Source organism: Deltaproteobacteria bacterium (genome assembly GCA_009692615.1).
GTDB lineage: Bacteria > Desulfobacterota > Binatia > UBA9968 > UBA9968 > DP-20.
Map to the genome: position 1 here is coordinate 1 of SHYW01000005.1, position 19,040 is coordinate 19,040.

General features: G+C 56.0%; 16 protein-coding genes. 3 read left to right on the forward strand and 13 right to left on the reverse strand.

Annotated elements, in window-relative coordinates; all coding sequences use genetic code 11:
- Positions 1-329 precede the first annotated feature (329 nt).
- Positions 330-1,178 carry a hypothetical protein gene (locus EXR70_01805; GenBank protein MSP37212.1) on the reverse strand — a complete coding sequence of 283 codons (849 nt, stop codon included), beginning with the start codon at positions 1,176-1,178 and terminating at the stop codon, positions 330-332.
- Positions 1,179-1,266: 88 nt separating this feature from the next.
- Between EXR70_01805 and EXR70_01810 the strand changes: the two genes are divergently transcribed.
- On the forward strand, positions 1,267-2,910 hold the full coding sequence (locus EXR70_01810) for an amidohydrolase (protein ID MSP37213.1): 1,644 nt from the start codon (positions 1,267-1,269) through the stop codon (positions 2,908-2,910).
- A 151-nt stretch (positions 2,911-3,061) separates the two neighbouring features.
- Here EXR70_01810 and EXR70_01815 read toward each other — a convergent pair whose 3' ends face one another.
- From EXR70_01815 to EXR70_01855, 9 genes are all read right to left on the reverse strand, one after another.
- A complete protein-coding gene (locus EXR70_01815) occupies positions 3,062-3,604 on the reverse strand; it encodes a hypothetical protein (protein MSP37214.1) in 543 nt (180 codons plus the stop codon).
- Between the two features lie 188 nt (positions 3,605-3,792).
- Positions 3,793-5,349, reverse strand: a complete 1,557-nt coding sequence (locus tag EXR70_01820; protein MSP37215.1) for a twin-arginine translocation signal domain-containing protein — start codon at positions 5,347-5,349, stop codon at positions 3,793-3,795.
- A gap of 18 nt (positions 5,350-5,367) precedes the next feature.
- Positions 5,368-6,900, reverse strand: a complete 1,533-nt coding sequence (locus EXR70_01825) for a hypothetical protein (GenBank protein MSP37216.1) — start codon at positions 6,898-6,900, stop codon at positions 5,368-5,370.
- Positions 6,901-6,950: 50 nt separating this feature from the next.
- On the reverse strand, positions 6,951-8,489 hold the full coding sequence (locus EXR70_01830) for a twin-arginine translocation signal domain-containing protein (protein ID MSP37217.1): 1,539 nt from the start codon (positions 8,487-8,489) through the stop codon (positions 6,951-6,953).
- A 59-nt stretch (positions 8,490-8,548) separates the two neighbouring features.
- A complete protein-coding gene (locus EXR70_01835) occupies positions 8,549-9,388 on the reverse strand; it encodes an ABC transporter permease (GenBank protein MSP37218.1) in 840 nt (279 codons plus the stop codon).
- On the reverse strand, positions 9,388-10,386 hold the full coding sequence (locus EXR70_01840; protein ID MSP37219.1) for an ABC transporter permease: 999 nt from the start codon (positions 10,384-10,386) through the stop codon (positions 9,388-9,390). The genes EXR70_01835 and EXR70_01840 overlap by 1 nt, the downstream gene beginning before the upstream one ends.
- A gap of 191 nt (positions 10,387-10,577) precedes the next feature.
- Positions 10,578-11,864 (reverse strand): aspartate aminotransferase family protein, encoded by a 1,287-nt coding sequence (locus EXR70_01845; GenBank protein ID MSP37220.1) that lies wholly within the window; start codon positions 11,862-11,864, stop codon positions 10,578-10,580.
- A 21-nt stretch (positions 11,865-11,885) separates the two neighbouring features.
- A complete protein-coding gene (locus tag EXR70_01850) occupies positions 11,886-13,415 on the reverse strand; it encodes a hypothetical protein (GenBank protein MSP37221.1) in 1,530 nt (509 codons plus the stop codon).
- 189 nt (positions 13,416-13,604) lie between these two features.
- Positions 13,605-14,456: an alpha/beta hydrolase gene (locus tag EXR70_01855; protein ID MSP37222.1), complete on the reverse strand. Its 852-nt coding sequence runs from the start codon at positions 14,454-14,456 to the stop codon at positions 13,605-13,607.
- Positions 14,457-14,629: 173 nt separating this feature from the next.
- Here EXR70_01855 and EXR70_01860 point away from each other — a divergent pair, with 173 nt between their 5' ends.
- Together EXR70_01860 and EXR70_01865 are read left to right on the forward strand one after the other, a co-directional pair.
- A complete protein-coding gene (locus EXR70_01860; protein ID MSP37223.1) occupies positions 14,630-15,700 on the forward strand; it encodes an extracellular solute-binding protein in 1,071 nt (356 codons plus the stop codon).
- A gap of 83 nt (positions 15,701-15,783) precedes the next feature.
- Positions 15,784-16,860 (forward strand): extracellular solute-binding protein, encoded by a 1,077-nt coding sequence (locus EXR70_01865; GenBank protein MSP37224.1) that lies wholly within the window; start codon positions 15,784-15,786, stop codon positions 16,858-16,860.
- A gap of 2 nt (positions 16,861-16,862) precedes the next feature.
- Here EXR70_01865 and EXR70_01870 read toward each other — a convergent pair whose 3' ends face one another.
- The 3 genes from EXR70_01870 to EXR70_01880 are packed head-to-tail and all read right to left on the reverse strand — an operon-like array spanning position 16,863 to position 18,933.
- On the reverse strand, positions 16,863-17,555 hold the full coding sequence (locus tag EXR70_01870; GenBank protein MSP37225.1) for an HTTM domain-containing protein: 693 nt from the start codon (positions 17,553-17,555) through the stop codon (positions 16,863-16,865).
- Entirely contained in the window at positions 17,552-17,992 is a 441-nt protein-coding gene (locus tag EXR70_01875) for a hypothetical protein (GenBank protein ID MSP37226.1), read from the reverse strand. Before EXR70_01875 ends, EXR70_01870 begins: the two co-directional genes overlap by 4 nt.
- 5 nt (positions 17,993-17,997) lie before the next feature.
- On the reverse strand, positions 17,998-18,933 hold the full coding sequence (locus tag EXR70_01880; GenBank protein ID MSP37227.1) for a DUF808 domain-containing protein: 936 nt from the start codon (positions 18,931-18,933) through the stop codon (positions 17,998-18,000).
- Positions 18,934-19,040: the final 107 nt, after the last annotated feature.

Below are 19,040 nucleotides of genomic sequence, written 5' to 3' on the forward strand. Positions count from 1 at the left end.
AACGACGCACACACTTGGCCTATATCGAACCAACTCCAACAAGGTGGGGTTCCGCTATGGCCAGGTTTCTAACTTACGACCTCAACCCAACGCACTACCCTGACATAATCGCGTTGCTGTTAACATGACATATTGACGTTGCTACGACAGCACAATCGGTTTGCATTGTTCGCGTGTTTTCGGTGCTTCGTAAGGATCATCCACGAGGCGGCAGTCTTTTAGATCACAATGTTCTAAGAAGAAACTTTGGAAATAAGCGCCTGCCCAAGTCACCCTTCGATCGTCATCATAAACCAGGGCTACCACCGGTCGCCCCTACCACAGAAAAACTATTTTCCGTCGTAAAACTTCCGCGCCCAGGCGGCGATATCGCCGCGCCGGGCGAACCAAATGTCTTTGTGATTTTTTGCGTAGGCGATAATTTTTTCAAACGTGTCGATGTAGGGAATCCGCGAACTCAGGTAGCCGTGGGTGATCACGTTCATCATCGTCGGGTCGCGTTCGCCGATGTCGTAGCGGTAGTCGAACTCGTCTTTGAACTTGTCGAAAAATTCGTGGCGCGTGCCCTCTTCCTGCATGCGGTGATCGTTGATCGTGTACTGATGCGGGATCATGATCAGCGTCTTGGCGCCGATCTTGATCGGATAAGGCATCTCGTCGTCGTGATAATCGCAGTTGTACGTGAGCCCGGCTTCGAGATTAAGTTCCAGCGTGTTGTCGGTGGAACGCACGCCCGGCGACGACCAACCGGTGGGGCGCTCGCCGGTTAATTTCGCGATCGCTTCGACGGTTTTGAAAATATTCTCGCGCTCCTGTTCGCGCGTCAACATGTAAAGATATTCGCCCTGGTCCCAGCCATGGGCGACCAACTCGTGGCCGCGCCCATGCGCGTACTTGACTAACTCCGGCCAATACTCGCAGGTCAGTCCATTGATCGGCAAACTCACTTTCAAATCGTACTTGTCGCAAATATCGAGCAACCGCTTGACGCCGATCTTGCCGCCGAAGTCGCGAAAGGTTTCTGTCGAATAGTCGTGCTTGCACAGCGCATTGGCCGGCAGCGGCGATTGCAGCGCGCCGCCGCGCGACGGTTTGTTGCGGTCCCAGCATTCGAAGGCGATGCCGAGCACGAACGCCACGCGAGCGTTGTTGGGCCAGTGAAATTTTTGCTGCGCCATTTTGCGATCCTCCGGCAAAAACTATTGACTTCGAATAACGAAGCAACCTATAGCGTAAGGGGCAGGTTCTAACAAGGAGAAAGTCGCCATGAAAACCCGTACGTTGCCCTATCCCAATTCGATTCTATTCAACGGCAAGATCCGCACCTTCACCAGCGAAAGCGCCACATGCGAAGCGCTGGCGATCAGCGGATCGCGCATCGTCGCGGCGGGGAAGTTAGAGGACATTCGCCGCTTCGCCGGACCGGACACCGAGATGATCGATCTCAAGGGACACACGGCGATCCCCGGCTTGACCGACACCCATGTGCATCTTTCGGAAAAAGGCACGGCCGAGATGGAGCTAGTCGACTGCCGCGACTTTTATGTCGACGTCCATTCGGTGCCGGATATTTTACAACGGCTCGCCAACGCCGCGGCGAGCGCGCCCAAAGGTTCGTGGCTGGTCTCCCACGGCAGTCCCATGCAAGATTTTCGCATCGCCGATCATCGTTTTCCCGACCGCCACGATCTCGACCGTGCCGTGCCGGATCATCCGGTGTCGATCTCCTTCGGCGCCCACGTGACGATTGGCAACAGCCTGGCGCTGGCGGCAGCAAAAATTACCCGCGACACGCCGCACCCGGCGGGAGGCCATATCAAACACGACGCGCAAACCGGCGAACCCACCGGGGAATTGCACGAGCGCGCCCAGCTGATACTCAGAAAAGTCGCGCCGGAATTTAATTATTTGCAGTTGAAAGACGGCATCGTCTACGCGTTGAACCAATGCTTGCAGCGCGGCGTCACCACCGTGCACGACATCGTGCGCTACGCCGAACCGGTGCGGGCTTATCAAGAACTTTACAAAGAAGGCCGCATGCACGCTCGCGTCAGCATCCTGCCGCGAATTATTGAATCGATGATCGAAACCAAAAGTCTCACCGAGTTGGGTCTCACCACCGGCTTCGGCAACGAGTGGCTGCGTATCGGCGGCGTCAAGATGAGCATCGACGGCGGCATCACCGGGCGCAACGCCTGCTTCCATGAGCCGTATGAGAACGACGAACATAACCACGGCATCATTAGAATCCAGCAAGACGAATTGAATCACACCGTGCAAGTTTGCCACGACGCCGGCCTGCGCTGCTGTGTGCACGCCATCGGCGACAAGGCTTTCGACATGGCGCTCGACGCCTATGAGAATGCCATCGAGCACTCGCCGCGCAAAGACCACCGCCATCGTATCGAACACATGGGCAACTGGCTCGCCACGCCAAAATTAATCGGCCGCATGGTGCGCTCGGGCATCGTCGCGGTGCCCAACATCGCCTTCGCTTATTACATCGGCGATGCGATTCTCGATTGCGTCGGCGAACGCCGGTTGACCAAAGCATTTCCGTTTCACACGCTGTTGAAAAACGGCGTGATCATGTCCGGCGGCTCCGACTCGCCGGGCTACTGGCCGGTGGACCCGCTGCGCGACATCGCCACCGCGGCGTCGCGCAAAATGCGTTGGGGCGAAGTGTGGATTCCCGAGGAAAAGATCACCGTCGCCCAAGCCTTCGCCATGCACACCACCACCGCGTCCTGGGTCGGCTTCGAAGAAAACGACAAGGGAACTTTGGAAGTCGGCAAGCTCGCCGACATCGCCGTGCTGGCGGAGGATCCGTTTGCAATCGCGCCGGAAAAAATCCGAGAACTAAACGTCGAGATGACAATGGTCGGCGGCGAAGTGAAGTATCAAGCGTGAACGAAGCGAATAGACCCAAGCCGAAGGCGTCTCAACCCATCGACTTGAATCGGACTCTTCCTTCCGTCATACCGGCGCAGGCCGGTATCCAGGCTGGGGGATGGGTCTGGATTATCAAATTGCACAAACGCGAAGGATTTCCACCGACGCATCAATTCATGCGGTCGACGGAAACGAAGGGGCGGTGCGCATCGCGCTCCGAGGAGAGATTGATTTTCTTGCGTTGCTTGTAGACGTGGATGCACAGCTCTTCGATGGTCGCCGTGCCGCTGTTCTTACTGCTCTGCGGCCCCGCCGACATCGGCTCCCATTGCACCGTGATCGACTGAATTTTGTCCGACTGATCCTGCCACGAGACCCGCAAGAGCCGGCCATGCAACCGGTCGACATAATTTCCCGCCAGGCGAAACACCTGGGATAGACTCAATAGATCCGGCGGCTCGACGAAAGGCTTGCGCTGCTCGCGCGCCACCGCGTCCATGCGGCGGATTTCATCGAGCTGGTAAATTTTCTCGACATCCATCGCCATCGAAGTTCCCCGGTTCCAGGCCTGCACGACGAAAGCCTCACCATGGGTCTTTACTTCCACCGCCTTGAGGCTCAACGCTTGGAGCGCCTGGCCGATGCAACGAAGTATCGACGCATAGCGCATTTTCTTTTGCGCCACGGCTAGATTTACCGCGCCGGTTGTCATGGCAAGAAGTTAGAGCAACGTCCATACCAGGCGGGGATGCGGTAGATTCGCAAGATGTCCGTGAATGTTTGAAGCGACTGCGCAATTTTGTCCGCCGCCGCGCCAAACTGGTCGGCGAGCGGTCAGGCTGGCGCGGGTTAAGCGGCCATTGTCGCAACTCTGAATGCGCCGACTGAAGGAGAAAATCGTTAGCGGATCTTCATCTCCGCGGCCAAGATTTTTTCATCCGGCCGCGGTTTCCAAATTACATTGCGCACCACGCCGTAGTTCTCCGCCAGCGTGTAAAGCGGCACGAAGGGCACTTCGTCCATTAAGATACGTCCCGCTTGTTGGAGCAACGCAATGCGCTTTTTCGGATCGCCGGTTTTTTGTTCTTCGTCGATCAACTTGTCGAACTCGGCGTTCTTGTACTGAATGCGCGGGCTCACACCGGAGCGAAAATACTGATCGTAAACCGTATCGGCATCGATAGCCGGCCGGCCGACGTAATAGAAGGGCAGCTTGCCGCCATTGACCCCTTCCTTGCCCCAGAAAATGACAAACTCTTGCGAGATCAATTCAGCTTTAACGCCCGCCTTGGCCAATTGATCGGCGATCACTTGGCAAACTTCGCGCGCTTTCGGATAGCGGTCCGGCGAGAAATAGAGTTTCACTTCCAAGCCGTCGGTGAAGCCGGCCTTAACCAACAGCTCTTTGGCCTTCTTGGGATCGTAGGGATAGCGTTTGATCTTGGGATCGAAGCCGATGACGTTGGCACTCATCGGCCCGTTCATCACATAGCCGTTGCCTTCGTAGATATGTTTAATGATCTGCGTCGGATCGACGGCGTAGTTGATCGCCTGGCGAACTAATTTGTTATCGAAGGGCTTGTGAGTATTGTTCATGGCGAGAAAATGCATGCGCAGACCTTCGACTTTTTCGGCGCGGACCTTGGCATGTTTGTCGAAGCGCGACAGCTCTTCGATCGGCACGTTGTTGATCAGATCGCCCTGGCCGGCCAACAAACCCGACACCCGGCCGGAATCTTCTTTCACTGTCTTGATGACAATTTCTTTAATGTCTTTTTTGCCGTTCCAATAGTCGTCGTTGCGGGTCAAAACCAAGTTGGCGCCGCGCTGCCAGCTGACATACTTATAGGGCCCGGTGCCGAGCGGATGTTGGTCCACTTGATCGCCGTACTTCTCGGCCGCCGCTTTGCTGATCATGTAGCGGTTGTAAAGCCGGTCGAGAAACACTGCGTTGGGCACTTCCGTGGTAAAAACCACGGTGTAATCGTCTGAAGCTTGGATCTCGGTAACATCGCGAAAATTTTCCGCCTGCAAACTTTGCTTGTCGTTCTTGATCCGGTTAACCGAGTGAATTACATCCTTCGCGGTAAACGGGCTGCCGTCGTGGAAACGGACGTTCTTGCGCAGTTTGAATTCCCACTTCTTACCGTCGAACTTCCACGACTCGGCGAGCACGCCGAGATATTCTTTCTTAGCGTAATTGATTTCAATCAACGGCTCGATCATATGCTGCCAAATGCCGTAGTGCGGACTGGCGCTGATCGCGTAGGGATGCAGCGTGTCGAGTCCGACTGCGGCGAGCACCGTCAGCCGCTCGCGCGACGCCGCGTAGCTTGTGCGGACAATGCCATTGCCGAGCAACGTGCCCAGGCCGGCGAGTGCTACTTGTTTGAGAAAATCTCTGCGCTCGATGCCCTTAGTCTTTGAACTCATTCGATCCTCCAAATTGACAACCATGCATGGCTCTCGCCGCCATCAGCGAATTTTCATATCGAAGGCGAGAATTTTTTCTTCCGGGTGGGCTTTCCAGATCACGTTGCGCGCGACACCGTAGATTTCCGCCAAGGTGTACAAGGGGACTAACGCCGCCTCCTCCATGAGGATGCGGCCAATTTGTTGCAATAACGCGGCGCGTTTCTTCTGATCGCCGGTCTTTTGCTCCTCGTCAATCAGCCGGTCCACCTCGGCGTTTTGAAAACTGACTCGCTTGGTTCTGCCGGAGCGGTAATACTGATCGTAGACCGTGTCCGCGTCGATCGCCGGCCGGCCCACATAGTAAAAGGGAATTTTGCCGCCGTTGACCCCGTCCGAACCCCAGAAGATCGCGAACTCTTGCGAGACCAGCTCGGTTTTTACCCCGGCTTTGGCGAGTTGGTCGGCAATCACCTGGCATACCTCGCGCGCTTTTGGATAGCGATCGGGAGAAAAATAGAGCTTCACCTCCAAGCCGTTGGCAAAGCCGGCTTGAGTCAACAGCTCTTTGGCCTTCTTCGGATCGTACGCATAGCGCTTGGTCTTGGGATCGTAACCGATCACGTTGGCGCCGAGCGGCCCGTTCATCACATAACCATTGCCTTCATAGATATGCTTGATGACCACCGTCGGGTCGACGGCATGGTTGAACGCCTGGCGCACCAGCTTGTTGTCGAACGGCTTGTGCATGACGTTCATCGCTAAAAAATACATTCTCAGCCCTTCGACTTTTTCCGCGCGCACCCGCGGATGTTTATCCAAGCGGGCAATCTCCTCCACCGGGACATTGTTGACGACGTCGCCTTGCCCAGCGAGCAATCCGGCGAGCCGCGCCGCATCCTCGCCGACTTTTTTCAAGACGATTTCTTTGACGGCGGCCTTCGCTCCCCAGTAATCGTCGTTTCGCGTCATGACCAGATTGCCATCGCGCTGCCAGCTGACGAACTTGTAAGGTCCGGTGCCGATGGCGTGTTGATCGGCGTCCTCGCCATACTTCTCCGCCGCGCTCTTGCTCACCATAAACCGGTTTTGCAATCGATCGAGAAAAACCGCGTTCGGCACAGTGGTTGTGAAGATCACGGTGTAATCGTTCACAGCTTGTACTTCCGTCAGGTCGTCGAAGTTCGATTTCTGCAAACTGCGCTTGTCATTTTTCGTTCGATTGACTGAATGGACGACATCGTGAGCGGTGAACGGCGCGCCGTTGTGAAAACGAATCCCTTTCCTGAGCTGAAATACCCAAGTGTTTCCTTGGAACTTCCACGACTCGGCGAGCACGCCGTAATAATCTTTGCGGGCGTAGTTGATCTCCACCAGCGGCTCGATCATGTGTTGCCAGATGCCATACTGCGGCCCGGAACTATGAGCGTAAGGGTGAAGGGAGTCCAAACCGATGCTGCTGAGAATCATCAGCCGATCGCGCGATGCGGCGTAACTCACTTTCGCCAGCGAACCGCCCAACGCCGCAGTCAAACCCAGCAACGCGCCCTGCTTCAAGAAATCGCGCCGAGCAATGGTTTTGTTGTTTGTCCGCATGGAAGCTCCATTGACGCTGCTGCTAATTGACGCAACGCCGTCAGCCGTAGTTATTTTATACTCATGTCCCAGGCTTTGACTTTTTCATCGGCGCGCACTTTCCACGCCAGATTTTTCGCCGCGCCGTAGATATCGGCGAGATTGAACAGCGGAATGAACGGCGCCTCGTCCATGATGATCTTGCCGGCTTGCTGCAAAAGCTGCACGCGCTTCTTGTTATCCGGCGTTTTCTGCTGCTCCTCGATGATCTTGTCTAACTCAGGATTGCTATAACCGGTGCGCTTAGTCGTGCCGGTGCGAAAATACTGATCGTAAAGCGTATCGGCATCGGCCAAACCGCCTCGGCCAATGTAATAAAATGGCAGCTTGCCGCCGTTGACGCCTTGCTTGTCCCAGAACAAAGCCCACTCCTGGGAAATCAGTTCGACGCGAAAACCGCCCTTGACCATCTGCGCCGCCACCACCTGACAAACCTCGCGGTCTTTAGGATAACGGCCGGCGGAATAGTAGAGCTGAATATCGCAGCCATTGGCGAAGCCGGCTTGCGCCAACAGCTCTTTCGCTTTTTGCGGATTGTACGGATAGCGTTTCAACTTGGGATCGGCGCCGAGCACGTTGGCGCCCACCGGACCGTTGCACGGATAACCGATGCCGTCGAAAATATTGCGGATGATCGACGGCGCATCGACGCTGTAGTTGGCCGCCTGGCGCACCAGCTTGTTGTCCCAAGGCTTGAAGGCAACGTTGATGGCGAGAAAAAACATCCGCAAGCCTTCCACCTGATCGATACGGACGCGCGGATGTTTGCGCAGGCGCGCCACTTCATGGTCGGGTACGTTGTTGACAAAATCCGCCTGACCCGATTCCAAAGCCGCCAGCCGCGCGGTATCTTCCGTAACCTTTTTGAAAACGACATCTTTGATACTCGCCTTGCCGCCCCAATAGTCGTCGTTGCGGGTGAAGACGAGATTGCCGCCGCGCTGATAGCTGACGAATTTATACGGGCCGGTGCCGACCAGATTTTCGTACAGCTTATCGCCGTATTTTTCCCCGGCGACTTTGCTCAACATGAAACGGTTGTCGAGCCGATCGAGAAACACCGCGTTGGGCTGTTTGGTGACGAAGATCACCGTCTGATCGTCGGGTGTCTGAATTTCCGTCACGTCTTTGAAGTTGGGCGCTTGCAGGCTGCCGCCTTTTTCGTCGCGGATTTTTTCGATGGAAAAGACCACGTCCTTGGAAGTGAACGGCGCGCCGTTATGAAACTTGATGCCCTTGCGCAATTTGAAGATCCATTTGTTGCCTTGAAATTGCCACGACTCGGCGAGCACCGGTAGGTAATCTTTACGCCCACCATCGTACTCGACCAGCGGTTCGATGACATGCTGCCAGTTGCCATAGATCGGGCTCGAGCTGTGATCGAAGGGATGGATCGAATCGGCGACACTGCTGTGATAAATCGTCACCCGATCGCGCGACGCAGCCTGCGCATCGAGCAAATAATGCGGCCAGGCCGCGGCGCCGGCAGCCAAAGCCGCGCCCTGTTTTAGAAATGCGCGTCGGCTAATCGTTGCGTTCTTTCTTACCATGCGATTACTCCTCGATCTGCAATTCTTAACTCTCTATCTCGAATCTCTGTCTCAAATCTCTATCTCTGTCTTCTTAACTTTGGATCGAAAATGTCGCGCAGGCCGTCGCCGAGCAAGTTGATGCCGAACACGGTGATAAAGATCGCCAAGCCGGGAAATATCGTCAACCACGGCGCGCGGTTAATATAACTGCGCCCTTCGGCGAGCATGGATCCCCAGGTCGGAATATGCACCGGCACGCCGAGACCGAGAAAACTTAAGCTCGCTTCGGTGATGATCACGATCGCCATGCCGAAAGTCGCGATCACCGTGACGCTGGCGAAAGTGTTGGGCACGACGTGGCGAAACAGCACGTAAAAATCCTTGCCGCCCAACGCCTTGGCCGCGGTCACGAAGTCGCGCTCTTTGAGCGACAACACTTCGCCGCGCACCACGCGGCAATACTGCACCCAGCGGCTGAGCATCAGCGCCATGATCAGATTGCCGACGCCTTGGCCGAGAAATGCCATGATCGCGATGGCGATCAGTAAAAATGGAAAGGCCAGAAAAATCTCTGACAGCTTGCCGACCAGTTCTTCCGTGGTGCCGCCGAAATAGCCGGCCACGGCGCCAAGAGTGCAGCCGACCAAGCCGGCAAAGATCACCGTCGCCGCGCCGACCAGTAAAGAAATCCGCGAACCATAGATGATCCGACTCAGCATGTCGCGGCCAAGATTGTCGGTGCCAAGTAAATACGCCGCCGACCCGTTCTCCGTCCAGCGCGGCGGCCGCAGGCGGTCTTCCAAAGTTTGCGCTTGAGGATCGCGCGGCGCCAACAGCGGCGCGGCGAGGCCGCAGAGCAACAAGACGGAGAGAATCGCTCCGCCCACCCAGATTTTAAGAAAACGCAGCGCCAGCATCAGAACTTGATCCTCGGGTCGATCCAACTGTAAAGAAAATCCACCAGTAAATTGACGACGAAATAAGTCACGGCGAACATCAGTATCAAAACCTGCGTCAGTTTGTAGTCCCGCGCCGAGATCGATTGGATCAACAGATCGCCGATACCGGGAAAAGAAAAAACCGTTTCGGTGACCACCGAACCACTGAGCAGCGCGCCCAATTGTAAACCTAATATTGTCACGATGGTGATCAAAGCGTTGCGCAAGATGTGGCGCCAGATGACGCTCTTTTCGCTCAAACCCTTGGCCCGGGCGGTTACGACGTAATCCTGGCGCATCACTTCGAGCACGCTGGAGCGCGAGATGCGCGTGACGATCGCCGCCAGCGCCGAGCCCAGCGTCACCGCCGGCATGAGCAGATGTTGGAAGGCGCTCCAGAAACCGGCGAAATTACCGGTGATCAAACTATCGAACAAATAGAGGCCGGTGATGCTTTTGATTTCGACGCCATACTCGATTCGCCCAGCGACCGGCAGAAGATTCAGTTGGCCGCCGAGAAAATAGATCAGCATGATGCCCAGCCAAAAATTCGGCAGCGACACGCCGATCAACGCCACGCTCATACCGACATGGTCGAGCAACGAGTTGTGTTTGATGGCGGAATAGACTCCCAGCGGCACCGCGATGGAAATCGCCACCAGCAAACTGGCAAACGCCAGCTCAAGCGTGGCCGGCAGCCGTTCGGCGACGAGTTTCATTACCGGCTCGTTGAACTTCAGCGACTTGCCAAAATCGCCGCGCAGCGCGCGCGAAATAAAGTCGGCGTACTGGGTCATGATCGGCTGGTCGAGTTTCAATTCGCGGCGCAGATTTTCAATATCCTGCGGCGTGGCGTTGTCGCCGAGCATCAGCGTCACCGGATCGCCCGGGGCTAAATGCATCAGCAAAAAAATCAGAAAGGAGATGCCGATGATGACCGGGATCGCACCGACGAGCCGACGAATAAGTCTATTCATTTGAATTGTGAGTGGGCAATGAGTTAGCCAGCGCGCTGGCAGGTTGCTGAAAAACCCTCTCGGAATCCTTCGACAGGCTCAGGACGAACGGAAAGGGACTTGAAATGATGGGGCTAAATCCGTTCATGCTGAGCTTGTCGAAGCATTTTCATTTTTTTACCAGCTTGCGTATCCGTCCGCGGCTCACTGGGCTACTGGCCCAATTGACCGAATGATTGATCCAAAACTTTGAGCGCATGATCGACTTCGTCCTTGTCGACGTTGAGCGACGGCGATACCCGCAGCACATTGCTATAGGTGCCGCCCTTGCCGAGCAACAGGCCATTATTTTTGGTCAGCTCCATCACCCGCTTGGTGCTGTCGGCGTCGGGCTTCTTTTTTTCGCCGACCAGCTCCATCCCTTGCATCAAGCCCATGCCGCGCACGTCGCCGATGATCGGATACTTTTGCTGCAAAGCGTTCAAGCCGTCGCGTAAACGATTGCCCATGACACGCGCGTTCTCGACCAAATTTTCCTCTTCGATAACTTGGATCGTCGCGCTCGCCGCCGTACAAGTCACCGGATTGCCGCCGAAGGTCGAAATCGTGTTGCCCTTCATGCTGTCGGCGACTTCCGGCGTAGCGATGGTCGCGCCGATGGGCACGCCGTTGGCCATGCCTTTTGCGAAAGTCATGATGTCGGGGTCGACGCCCCAATGTTCGATGCCGAACATTTTACCGCCGGTGCGGCCCCAGCCGGTCTGCACTTCATCGGCGATGAACAGGCCGCCATATTTGCGGATGATGCCGACGATCTCTTTGAAATATTCCTTGGGCGGCACGATGAAACCGCCGACGCCTTGAATCGGCTCGGCGAGAAACGCCGCGACTTTTCCCTGGGAGGTCATGGTCTGAATCGCTTCTTCGGCGTCGGTGGCGCATTTCAACTCGCAGCTTGGATAAGTCAGGCCGAACGGACAGCGATAGCAGTAAGCGTTGGCGATGTGATGCACGCCGGGAACCACGTTGGGCGTCAAGCGCCAGCTCGATTGCGCCGACAAGCTCAGCGCCAAGTAAGAACGGCCGCTGTAACTGTGGCGCAAAGTAATCACGTCCTGGCACTTGGTATAAATCTGCGCCAAAAGCACCGCGGTCTCGTTGGCCTCGGTGCCGCTGTTGGTAAAAAAAGATTTCTCCAAACGGCCGGGAGTGATCTGCGCCAGCTTCTCCGCCAAATTGACCTGCGGCTCGTTGGCGTAGAGCGTCGACATATGCTGCACCTTGTGCGTCTGCGCGTCGATCGCCTGGGTCACCTTGTCGTTGCAATGGCCGACGCTGACGGTGAGAATCCCACCGAAAAAATCTAGATATTCTTTGCCGTCGGCGTCGAACACCGAATGATCCTTGGCGTGGTCGATGACCAGCGGCTCGTCATAGTAAGTAGACACGCAGGAGAAGAGATATTTTTTCTGCTTGTCGAGGATCTCTTTTTTATTCACGTATTCTCCCTGGCGCCGTGTTTAGAATCTCGCGTCGGTGATCTGAATCTTCTCGTCCGGCCGCGGCTTCCAGTTCAAGTTTCTGCGCACGGCGTACACGTCGGCGGTGTTGAAGAGCGGAATCAACGGACAATCCTCGTGCAAGATGCGGCCCATCTGGCGCAGCATCTCTTCCCGTTTGGCGCCGTCAAAAGTTTCCGACTGGAGATCGAAGAGCCGGTCGAATTCGCTATTCTTATACGACAAGCGCTCGCCGCGCCCGGAGCGAAAGTAGCGGATGTAAAAGGGTTCCGGGTCGGTGATCGAGCCGCGGCCGAACAGATACATGCCGTACTTGCCGGCGTTGAACTCGGCTTCGTAGATCGCGTACTCAGGCGTCTTGATCTCGGCCTTGATGCCCGCCTTGGCCATCTGGCTGACCATCGCTTCGGAAGTTTCTCTGTCCTTCGAGTAGCGCCCGAAGTGGGTGTAAAAGTCGACGCTGACGCCGTTCGGATAGCCGGCCTCGGCCAAAAGCTTTTTCGCTTTCTCCGGGTCGTAGGGATAGTTTTTTAGCTCGCCATCGTAACCGTAGTTTTGCGGCGCCAATATCCCCTTCAAGCCGTAGACTTGGTTTTCATGAATATGTTTGATGATAGACTCTTGATCGACGGCGTAGTTGAACGCTTGGCGGACCAACTTGTTGTCGAAGGGTTTGTGCGCCGGATTGAGCGCAACATAAAGATTGCGCAGTCCGCGCACCAGCTCGACGCGCACCCGCGGGTTGCGTTTGAGCCGCTCGATCTCGTGCACCGGCACTTGGTTGATAATATCGGCCTGGCCCGATTCGATCGCCGCCACCCGCGCCGCTGATTCTTTGATCGGCCGCCACACGACTTCCTGCACCGCCGCGGCGCGCCCCCAATATTTGTCATTGCGCCGCATTGCGAAATGAGCACCGCGCTGCCATGAGACGAACCGATACGGGCCGGTGCCGATCGCGTGATCGTCGATCTTATCGCCCAACCGCTCCGCCGCCTTGTGGCTGAGAATCATGCGATTGTAGAGCAGCGACAAGAGCGCGACCTTGGGCTGTTTGGTGACTAGCACCAGCGTGTGATCGTCGGCTGTCTTGATCTCTTTTAAGTCCGATAGATTGGGCCGCTGCAAACTATTTTTGTCGTTGACGATCCGGTCAAACGAGTACGCCACATCTTTCGCGGTCAACGGTGAGCCGTCGTGGAAGACGACGCCTTTGCGGATTTTGAAAGTCCACTCGTTGCCCTTGGCACTCCACGACTCGGCCAGCTCGCCGCGAAATCCCATACCCTTCTTATCGTAGTCGGTGTCCACCAGCGACTCCATCACATGGCCCCACAGGCCATAGAGCGGTGAGTCGGTCTGCGCGTAGGGGCTGAGCGCGTCGATGCCGACGCTCATGGCAACCACCAGTCGCGCCGGCGCCGGTGCGGCCCAAGCGCACCGCTTGTCGACAGCCACGGCGGTTCCAGCGGCAAGAACGCTCCGGAGAAAACCTCGCCGCGTCAACGAGAATTCATGTTTGACTAACATGCAAATGGATCCAGCACTCTGGAGCAATCGTTTCTCGTATAGCCAATGCGATTTTTGTTAGCGCTCATCGAGATTAAACATCCGCAAGGAACCCGCTTCCGCAACTAACCGAACCGGGCCGGCTAAACCCCGCCCGACAATTCAGAATTCTTTCTTTGCGACCTTGGCATTTCTTGCAGCCAATTCCTCTTAATGCCGCCGGAGAAAATCGAGGATCGGCGGATGGCCCTTCTCCGGCATTTCTCGCAGGTAACCATGGCGGCCACCTTCGACGAGATGCAACTCCGCGTTTGGAATCTTCGCCGCCAGCACGCGCGCCGACGCCACGTGATCGCCGGTGCCGCCCTCATGAGTATCTTTGCTGCCGACGATCACCAAAGTCGGCGCCTTAATGTTGTGAATCAGATGGGTAGTCTCATGACACTGGCGCGCCACCACGTGGCGCAGGTAGCATTTGAGCGGCGGCACTTCGTCGACGATCAGCTCCTGATATTTTTTCACCACTTCGGGTTTTTCCTTCATGAACTGCTCGCTGAACATGAAACCCGGTCCCCAGTGATCGCGCTGATATTTCTCGTAGCCTTTTTCGATCATCTCCAGCGCCGCATCCATCGGCACGCCGCGCGGATAATCGAGGGACTCATCATATTTACCCGAACCCGGTCCGGACAATACTAAGCTGCGGACTCTTTCCGGATACTTCAAGGCGAACCACTGCAACACCCGTGCGCCCATGGAGTGGCCGAGCAGATGCGCTTTTTTAATCCCGAGAGCGTCCATCAAGCCCGCGCAGTCCTTGGCGAATAGCTCGGTGGAATACGCCACATCGGGCTTGTCGCTGCGACCGAGGCCGCGATGATCGTAGATGACGACTTGATAATGCTGGGCGAACTCCGGCACCTGCGACACCCGCCAGGGCGCGCAGCTGATGCCAGTTCCGGCGACCAAGACCAAGGGCTCGCCCTGGCCGTAAATTTCATAGTAAAGATTGACGTCGTCGACTTTGACTTTACCGCTTTTGATCGGCTTCAATTCATCCATAAATGTTCCCGTCCATGGCCAACCAGTCCAGAAACCCTCTGCGTCGTGAAGCTACCCAATCGGCCATATCGTGTCAACATGAACTTCGCCAACGTTCATCCGGAGCGCGAATCCTTGACAGACGCAGCTGTCGCTGAAATAAGAAATGCGCCAGCGTTGGAGGCGGGTCGGACATGAAAACTCTTAACATCATCTTTGCCGTGGCGGTTTTTATCTGCGCCACTTGGTCGCCGACCCACACCGCCGGCGCGGCGGAAAGCGCCGGGCAAATTCTTGCGCGGGTGAATAAGCTGCCCGCCGCCGAACGGCAGAAAGTCTTGATCGAGAAAGCCAAGGCCGAAGGCGAAGTGGCTTTTTACAGTTCGCTGCAAGCCCAGCAGATCGATCCGTTCATCCAACTTTTTCGCAAACGCTATCCGTTCATCAAAGTGAATCCCTACCGGGTCTCGGGCAATCGCCAGGTAATCAAGATTCAAACCGAGATGAACGGCGGCAACCATTTATTCGATGTCACCAACGGTTCCGCCGAGCAGGCTTCGGCGATCAAGAAGATCGGCGCCATCGATCCCTATTTTTCACCCCAGCGAGAATTCTACAATCCACCCAACCGCGACAAGGACGGTTACTTCGCTTCGCTCTACGTGATTCCCATCGTGCTCGGCTACAACACCAACATGGTCAAGCGCCAGGACGCGCCCAAAACCTACGAAGACTTGCTCCAGCCAAGGTGGAAGGGCAACATGTTTCTAGACGACGAAGCCTATGAGTGGTCCGCGGTGCTGCAAAAACATCTGGGCCGGGACAAGGCGCTGCAATATATGCGCGCGCTGGCCAAGCAAGATTTGCGCTTCATGCGTGGGCGCACGGCGCAAAGCCAACTGCTCGCCGCCGGCGAACGGCCCATCGCCATCGTGCTCTCGGGCCACACGGTGCTCGACATGAAAGCGCGCGGCGCGCCGGTGGACCAAGTGATTCTCGATCCCTACTATGCCCAGGCCAACAAACTCATGCTGGCGCGCCATGCGCCCCATCCCCACGCCGCCGCGCTGTTCTACGATTGGGCGCTCTCGGAAGAGGGCCAAGCGATGATTACCACCTTCGGCCGCGTCATCGCCCGCAAAGGCGTCAAACAAAGATTTTCCGAGTTAGTGGAAAAAGAATCGTTTCTCGTCGACGTCGATTTTATCGGCCCGATCATGGATCAGATCGGCAAAGAGTTCAGCCAGATTTTCTTGGGACGATAATTACAGATCCGAAACGTAGGGGCGCGATTCATCGCGCCCAGATTTTACGGCAAACAGTATTTATATGTCATGTTGGAGCGTCGATGATGATAAAAAAGTCGTTCGCAATTTTATCGGCAATGATTGCCGTCGCATTCTCCACTGCGCTGCTCAATGCCGGCGCCGCTCCCGAGAGCGCCGGCCAAATTCTCGCCCGGCTCGGCAAATTTTCTTCGGAGCAACGCCAAGCGACGCTTTTGGAGAAAGCCAAGGTGGAAGGCGAAGTTAATTTTTACAGCACACTGCAAGCCCAACAAATCGAACCGTTCTTGCAAGTATTTCGCAAACGCTATCCGTTCATCAAAGCGCTGCCGACGCGGGTTTCCGGCAACCGCCAGTTGGTGCGCATTCAAAGCGAATTCAACTCTGGCGCCCACATCGTCGATGTCGCCAACGGTTCGCCCGAGTTGGCCGCGGGTCTGAGAAAACTCGGCATCATCGATCCTTATCAATCGCCGCAGCGGGATTTCTATGTCGCACCGAGCAAGGACAAAGACGGCTACTTCACGTCTTTTTACGTGATGCCGATCGTGCTCGGCTACAATTCGAATTTGGTCAAGCGCGCCGACGCGCCGAAAAACTACGAAGAGCTGGCCCAAGCGAAATGGAAAGGCAACATCATGCTCGACGACGAAGCCTACGAATGGTTCGCCGTGATGCTCAAACATTTGGGCCGGGAAAAGGGCTTGCAATACATGCGCGCCATGGCGAAACAGGATTTAAGAATGGTGCGCGGCCGCACGGCGCAAAGCCAACTGCTCGCCGCCGGCGAACGCGCCATCGCGATCAACGTCTCAGGGCCAACAACTCTAGACCTCAAAGCCCGCGGCGCGCCGGTGGATCAAGTGATCGTCGATCCCTATTTTTCCCAGCCGAATAAGATGGTCCTAGCGCGCCACGCGCCTCATCCCCACGCCGCGGCTCTGTTCATCGACTGGGCGTTGTCCGAAGAAGGCCAGTCGACGGTCACAACATTCGGCCGCGTCTCGGCGCGCAAAGGTGTCAAACAACGCTTTCCCGAATTGATGGACAAAGAAGTTTTTCACGCCGATGTCGAGTTCATCAGCCCGATTATGGAGCAGATCACTAAAGAGTTTGGCCAGATATTTCTCGGCCGCTGAATCTAAAATGAATACACAGCGACCCGCTGCTGAAACCACAGCAGGCAAGGATAAGCCGCGATCCAGATCCACAGAAACCGATTGAGGCCGAAGACGCAGCCGTTGACCAGGTGGAATAACCCGGCAACAACCAATGCCGTTTTCAAGTAAGTCCCATCGAGCAAAGCGAGCGGAAAAAGTATTTCGAACAGCATTATAGTCCACGAAAGCCCAAGCAGAAGCACCGGTGCGCGAGCCAATGCGCGGATGCTCTCGCTGACCGGATAAACCGAGAACTCGAAGATATCTTGCAAAGCTTGGCCGCTGCGCCAATCGGGGTTGACCAGTTTGATCCAGCCCGAAATTGTATAAGACAACAACAGCTGCACCGCCAGATACCCGATGACAATTTCTTGCCACCACCGCGTCGGCGCCAGATGCGACATGAACAAAGCGCACAGTAACAGCAAACTCATGCGATCGCTGCCGCCGTTATAAGGCCCGTGAAAGCGCTGCAGAATCGCCACACCGAGAAAAAGCAGCAACCCTTCGACGATGGCCGGTTGCACACCGACAATGAGCAGCAGCGCCAGCCCCATGCGCGGAACGAACAAAAGCCATTCACGCGCCGAACCGGGCAAATGCTCAGCGCTTTGCTGGAGAAAAGCCAAACCCATGAGAATCTCGCTCGAACGCACCGCGGTTTCTAAATTCATGTCGTGACAATCCTGCGCGGCGCGGAAACAAAACCGATTCGCCGCCTGAGCGCCGCGCCTTCCCGCTCGATGACGACGACACGAAACAGCAAATAAGCCGATCCGGCGCTTTTTTTACCCGTCTCATCAACGGCAAGCGCATGAGCGATTCGCGTCAAGACTTCGTCTTCGTGCAGCGAAGACGGCCCGGCCATGAGTTTCTCGGCGCAACTCGACATATATAAGGATTCATTGCCGATGGGATTCCACAATAACCGACACAGCATGGAAGCGACCGACAAATGAGCCGGACGAGAACGAAACTCGCGCCACTGAATTGGCGGATCGTCGGCATTGGCAACGATGGCATACTCAATCCGCGGCGACGGCGCGATGTAATCGAAGAAACGCCAGGAAGGGATTAACGCAGGAAGTAAATATTGCAGCATTAGTTGAATACGAATTAGCCGGCACCTTTAATCATGCGAGGAATTCTCGCCGCGACCGTCACCAACACTAGGACCAGCGCGCCAGTGAGAATGCCGACCAACACATCGAACAGCGGCGGCAAAACGGTTTCTACTATCGAACTCGTGCCGTGCGCCAATCGCTCAATCCACTCATGCGCGCCGGGAATTCCATGGGTGAGAATGCCGCCGCCAACCATGAACATGGCGATGGTGCCGACGATCGATAAACTTTTCATCAAGTATGGCGCCAAATGCAACAGCATGACGCCGAAGGAACGTTGGAATTTGCGCCAGAGATTGTTGCCGGTTTTTTCGCTCAAGTGCAGTCCGGCGTCGTCGAGCTTGACGATACAGGCAACGAAGCCGTAAACCCCGACGGTCATAAGGATCGCGATGGCGCACAACACGACGACCTGCTTGGTGAATGCGGCATGGGCCACCGTGCCCAAGGCGATCACGACGATCTCGGCGGACAGAATGAAATCGGTGCGGATGGCGCCGCGAATTTTATCCTTCTCGACGGCGAGCAAATCAACGTTCGGGTTCGCCAGCGCTTTTAGATGCTCGGCGTGATGGGCATCCTCCGACTGTGCATGTAGCAACTTTTCAGCGATTTTCTCGAAACCTTCGTAACAGAGATAAGCACCGCCCAACATTAACAACGGCATGATCGCCCACGGCATCAACCCGCTGATCGCCAGCGCCGCCGGCACGAGAATCGCTTTGTTCTTGAGCGAGCCTTTAGCCACCGCCCAGACCACGGGCAATTCGCGATCGGTATGCACGCCCGAGACCTGATGAGCATTGAGCGCCAGATCGTCGCCGAGCACACCCGCGGTCTTCTTCGCCGCGACCTTGCTCAAGATAGCAACGTCGTCGAGGATCGACGCGATGTCGTCGAGCAGCGCTAACAAACTACTTCCCGCCAATAGAAACTCCCGAACTTTTTGGCCAGCAGATAAAAAGAGGGCGGGTTTGAAACCCGCCCTGCGACCGGAATCCGAACTCTGTGATCTCTGTGCGCTCTGTGGTGAGA

Bases quoted from the DNA above. Each gene is read 5' to 3' on its own strand.
- EXR70_01805 (MSP37212.1), bottom strand. From the start codon at position 1,178: ATGGCGCAGCAAAAATTTCACTGGCCCAACAACGCTCGCGTGGCGTTC.
- EXR70_01810 (MSP37213.1), top strand. From the start codon at position 1,267: ATGAAAACCCGTACGTTGCCCTATCCCAATTCGATTCTATTCAACGGC.
- EXR70_01815 (MSP37214.1), bottom strand. From the start codon at position 3,604: ATGACAACCGGCGCGGTAAATCTAGCCGTGGCGCAAAAGAAAATGCGC.
- EXR70_01820 (MSP37215.1), bottom strand. From the start codon at position 5,349: ATGGTTGTCAATTTGGAGGATCGAATGAGTTCAAAGACTAAGGGCATC.
- EXR70_01825 (MSP37216.1), bottom strand. From the start codon at position 6,900: ATGCGGACAAACAACAAAACCATTGCTCGGCGCGATTTCTTGAAGCAG.
- EXR70_01830 (MSP37217.1), bottom strand. From the start codon at position 8,489: ATGGTAAGAAAGAACGCAACGATTAGCCGACGCGCATTTCTAAAACAG.
- EXR70_01835 (MSP37218.1), bottom strand. From the start codon at position 9,388: ATGCTGGCGCTGCGTTTTCTTAAAATCTGGGTGGGCGGAGCGATTCTC.
- EXR70_01840 (MSP37219.1), bottom strand. From the start codon at position 10,386: ATGAATAGACTTATTCGTCGGCTCGTCGGTGCGATCCCGGTCATCATC.
- EXR70_01850 (MSP37221.1), bottom strand. From the start codon at position 13,415: ATGTTAGTCAAACATGAATTCTCGTTGACGCGGCGAGGTTTTCTCCGG.
- EXR70_01855 (MSP37222.1), bottom strand. From the start codon at position 14,456: ATGGATGAATTGAAGCCGATCAAAAGCGGTAAAGTCAAAGTCGACGAC.
- EXR70_01860 (MSP37223.1), top strand. From the start codon at position 14,630: ATGAAAACTCTTAACATCATCTTTGCCGTGGCGGTTTTTATCTGCGCC.
- EXR70_01865 (MSP37224.1), top strand. From the start codon at position 15,784: ATGATGATAAAAAAGTCGTTCGCAATTTTATCGGCAATGATTGCCGTC.
- EXR70_01870 (MSP37225.1), bottom strand. From the start codon at position 17,555: ATGAATTTAGAAACCGCGGTGCGTTCGAGCGAGATTCTCATGGGTTTG.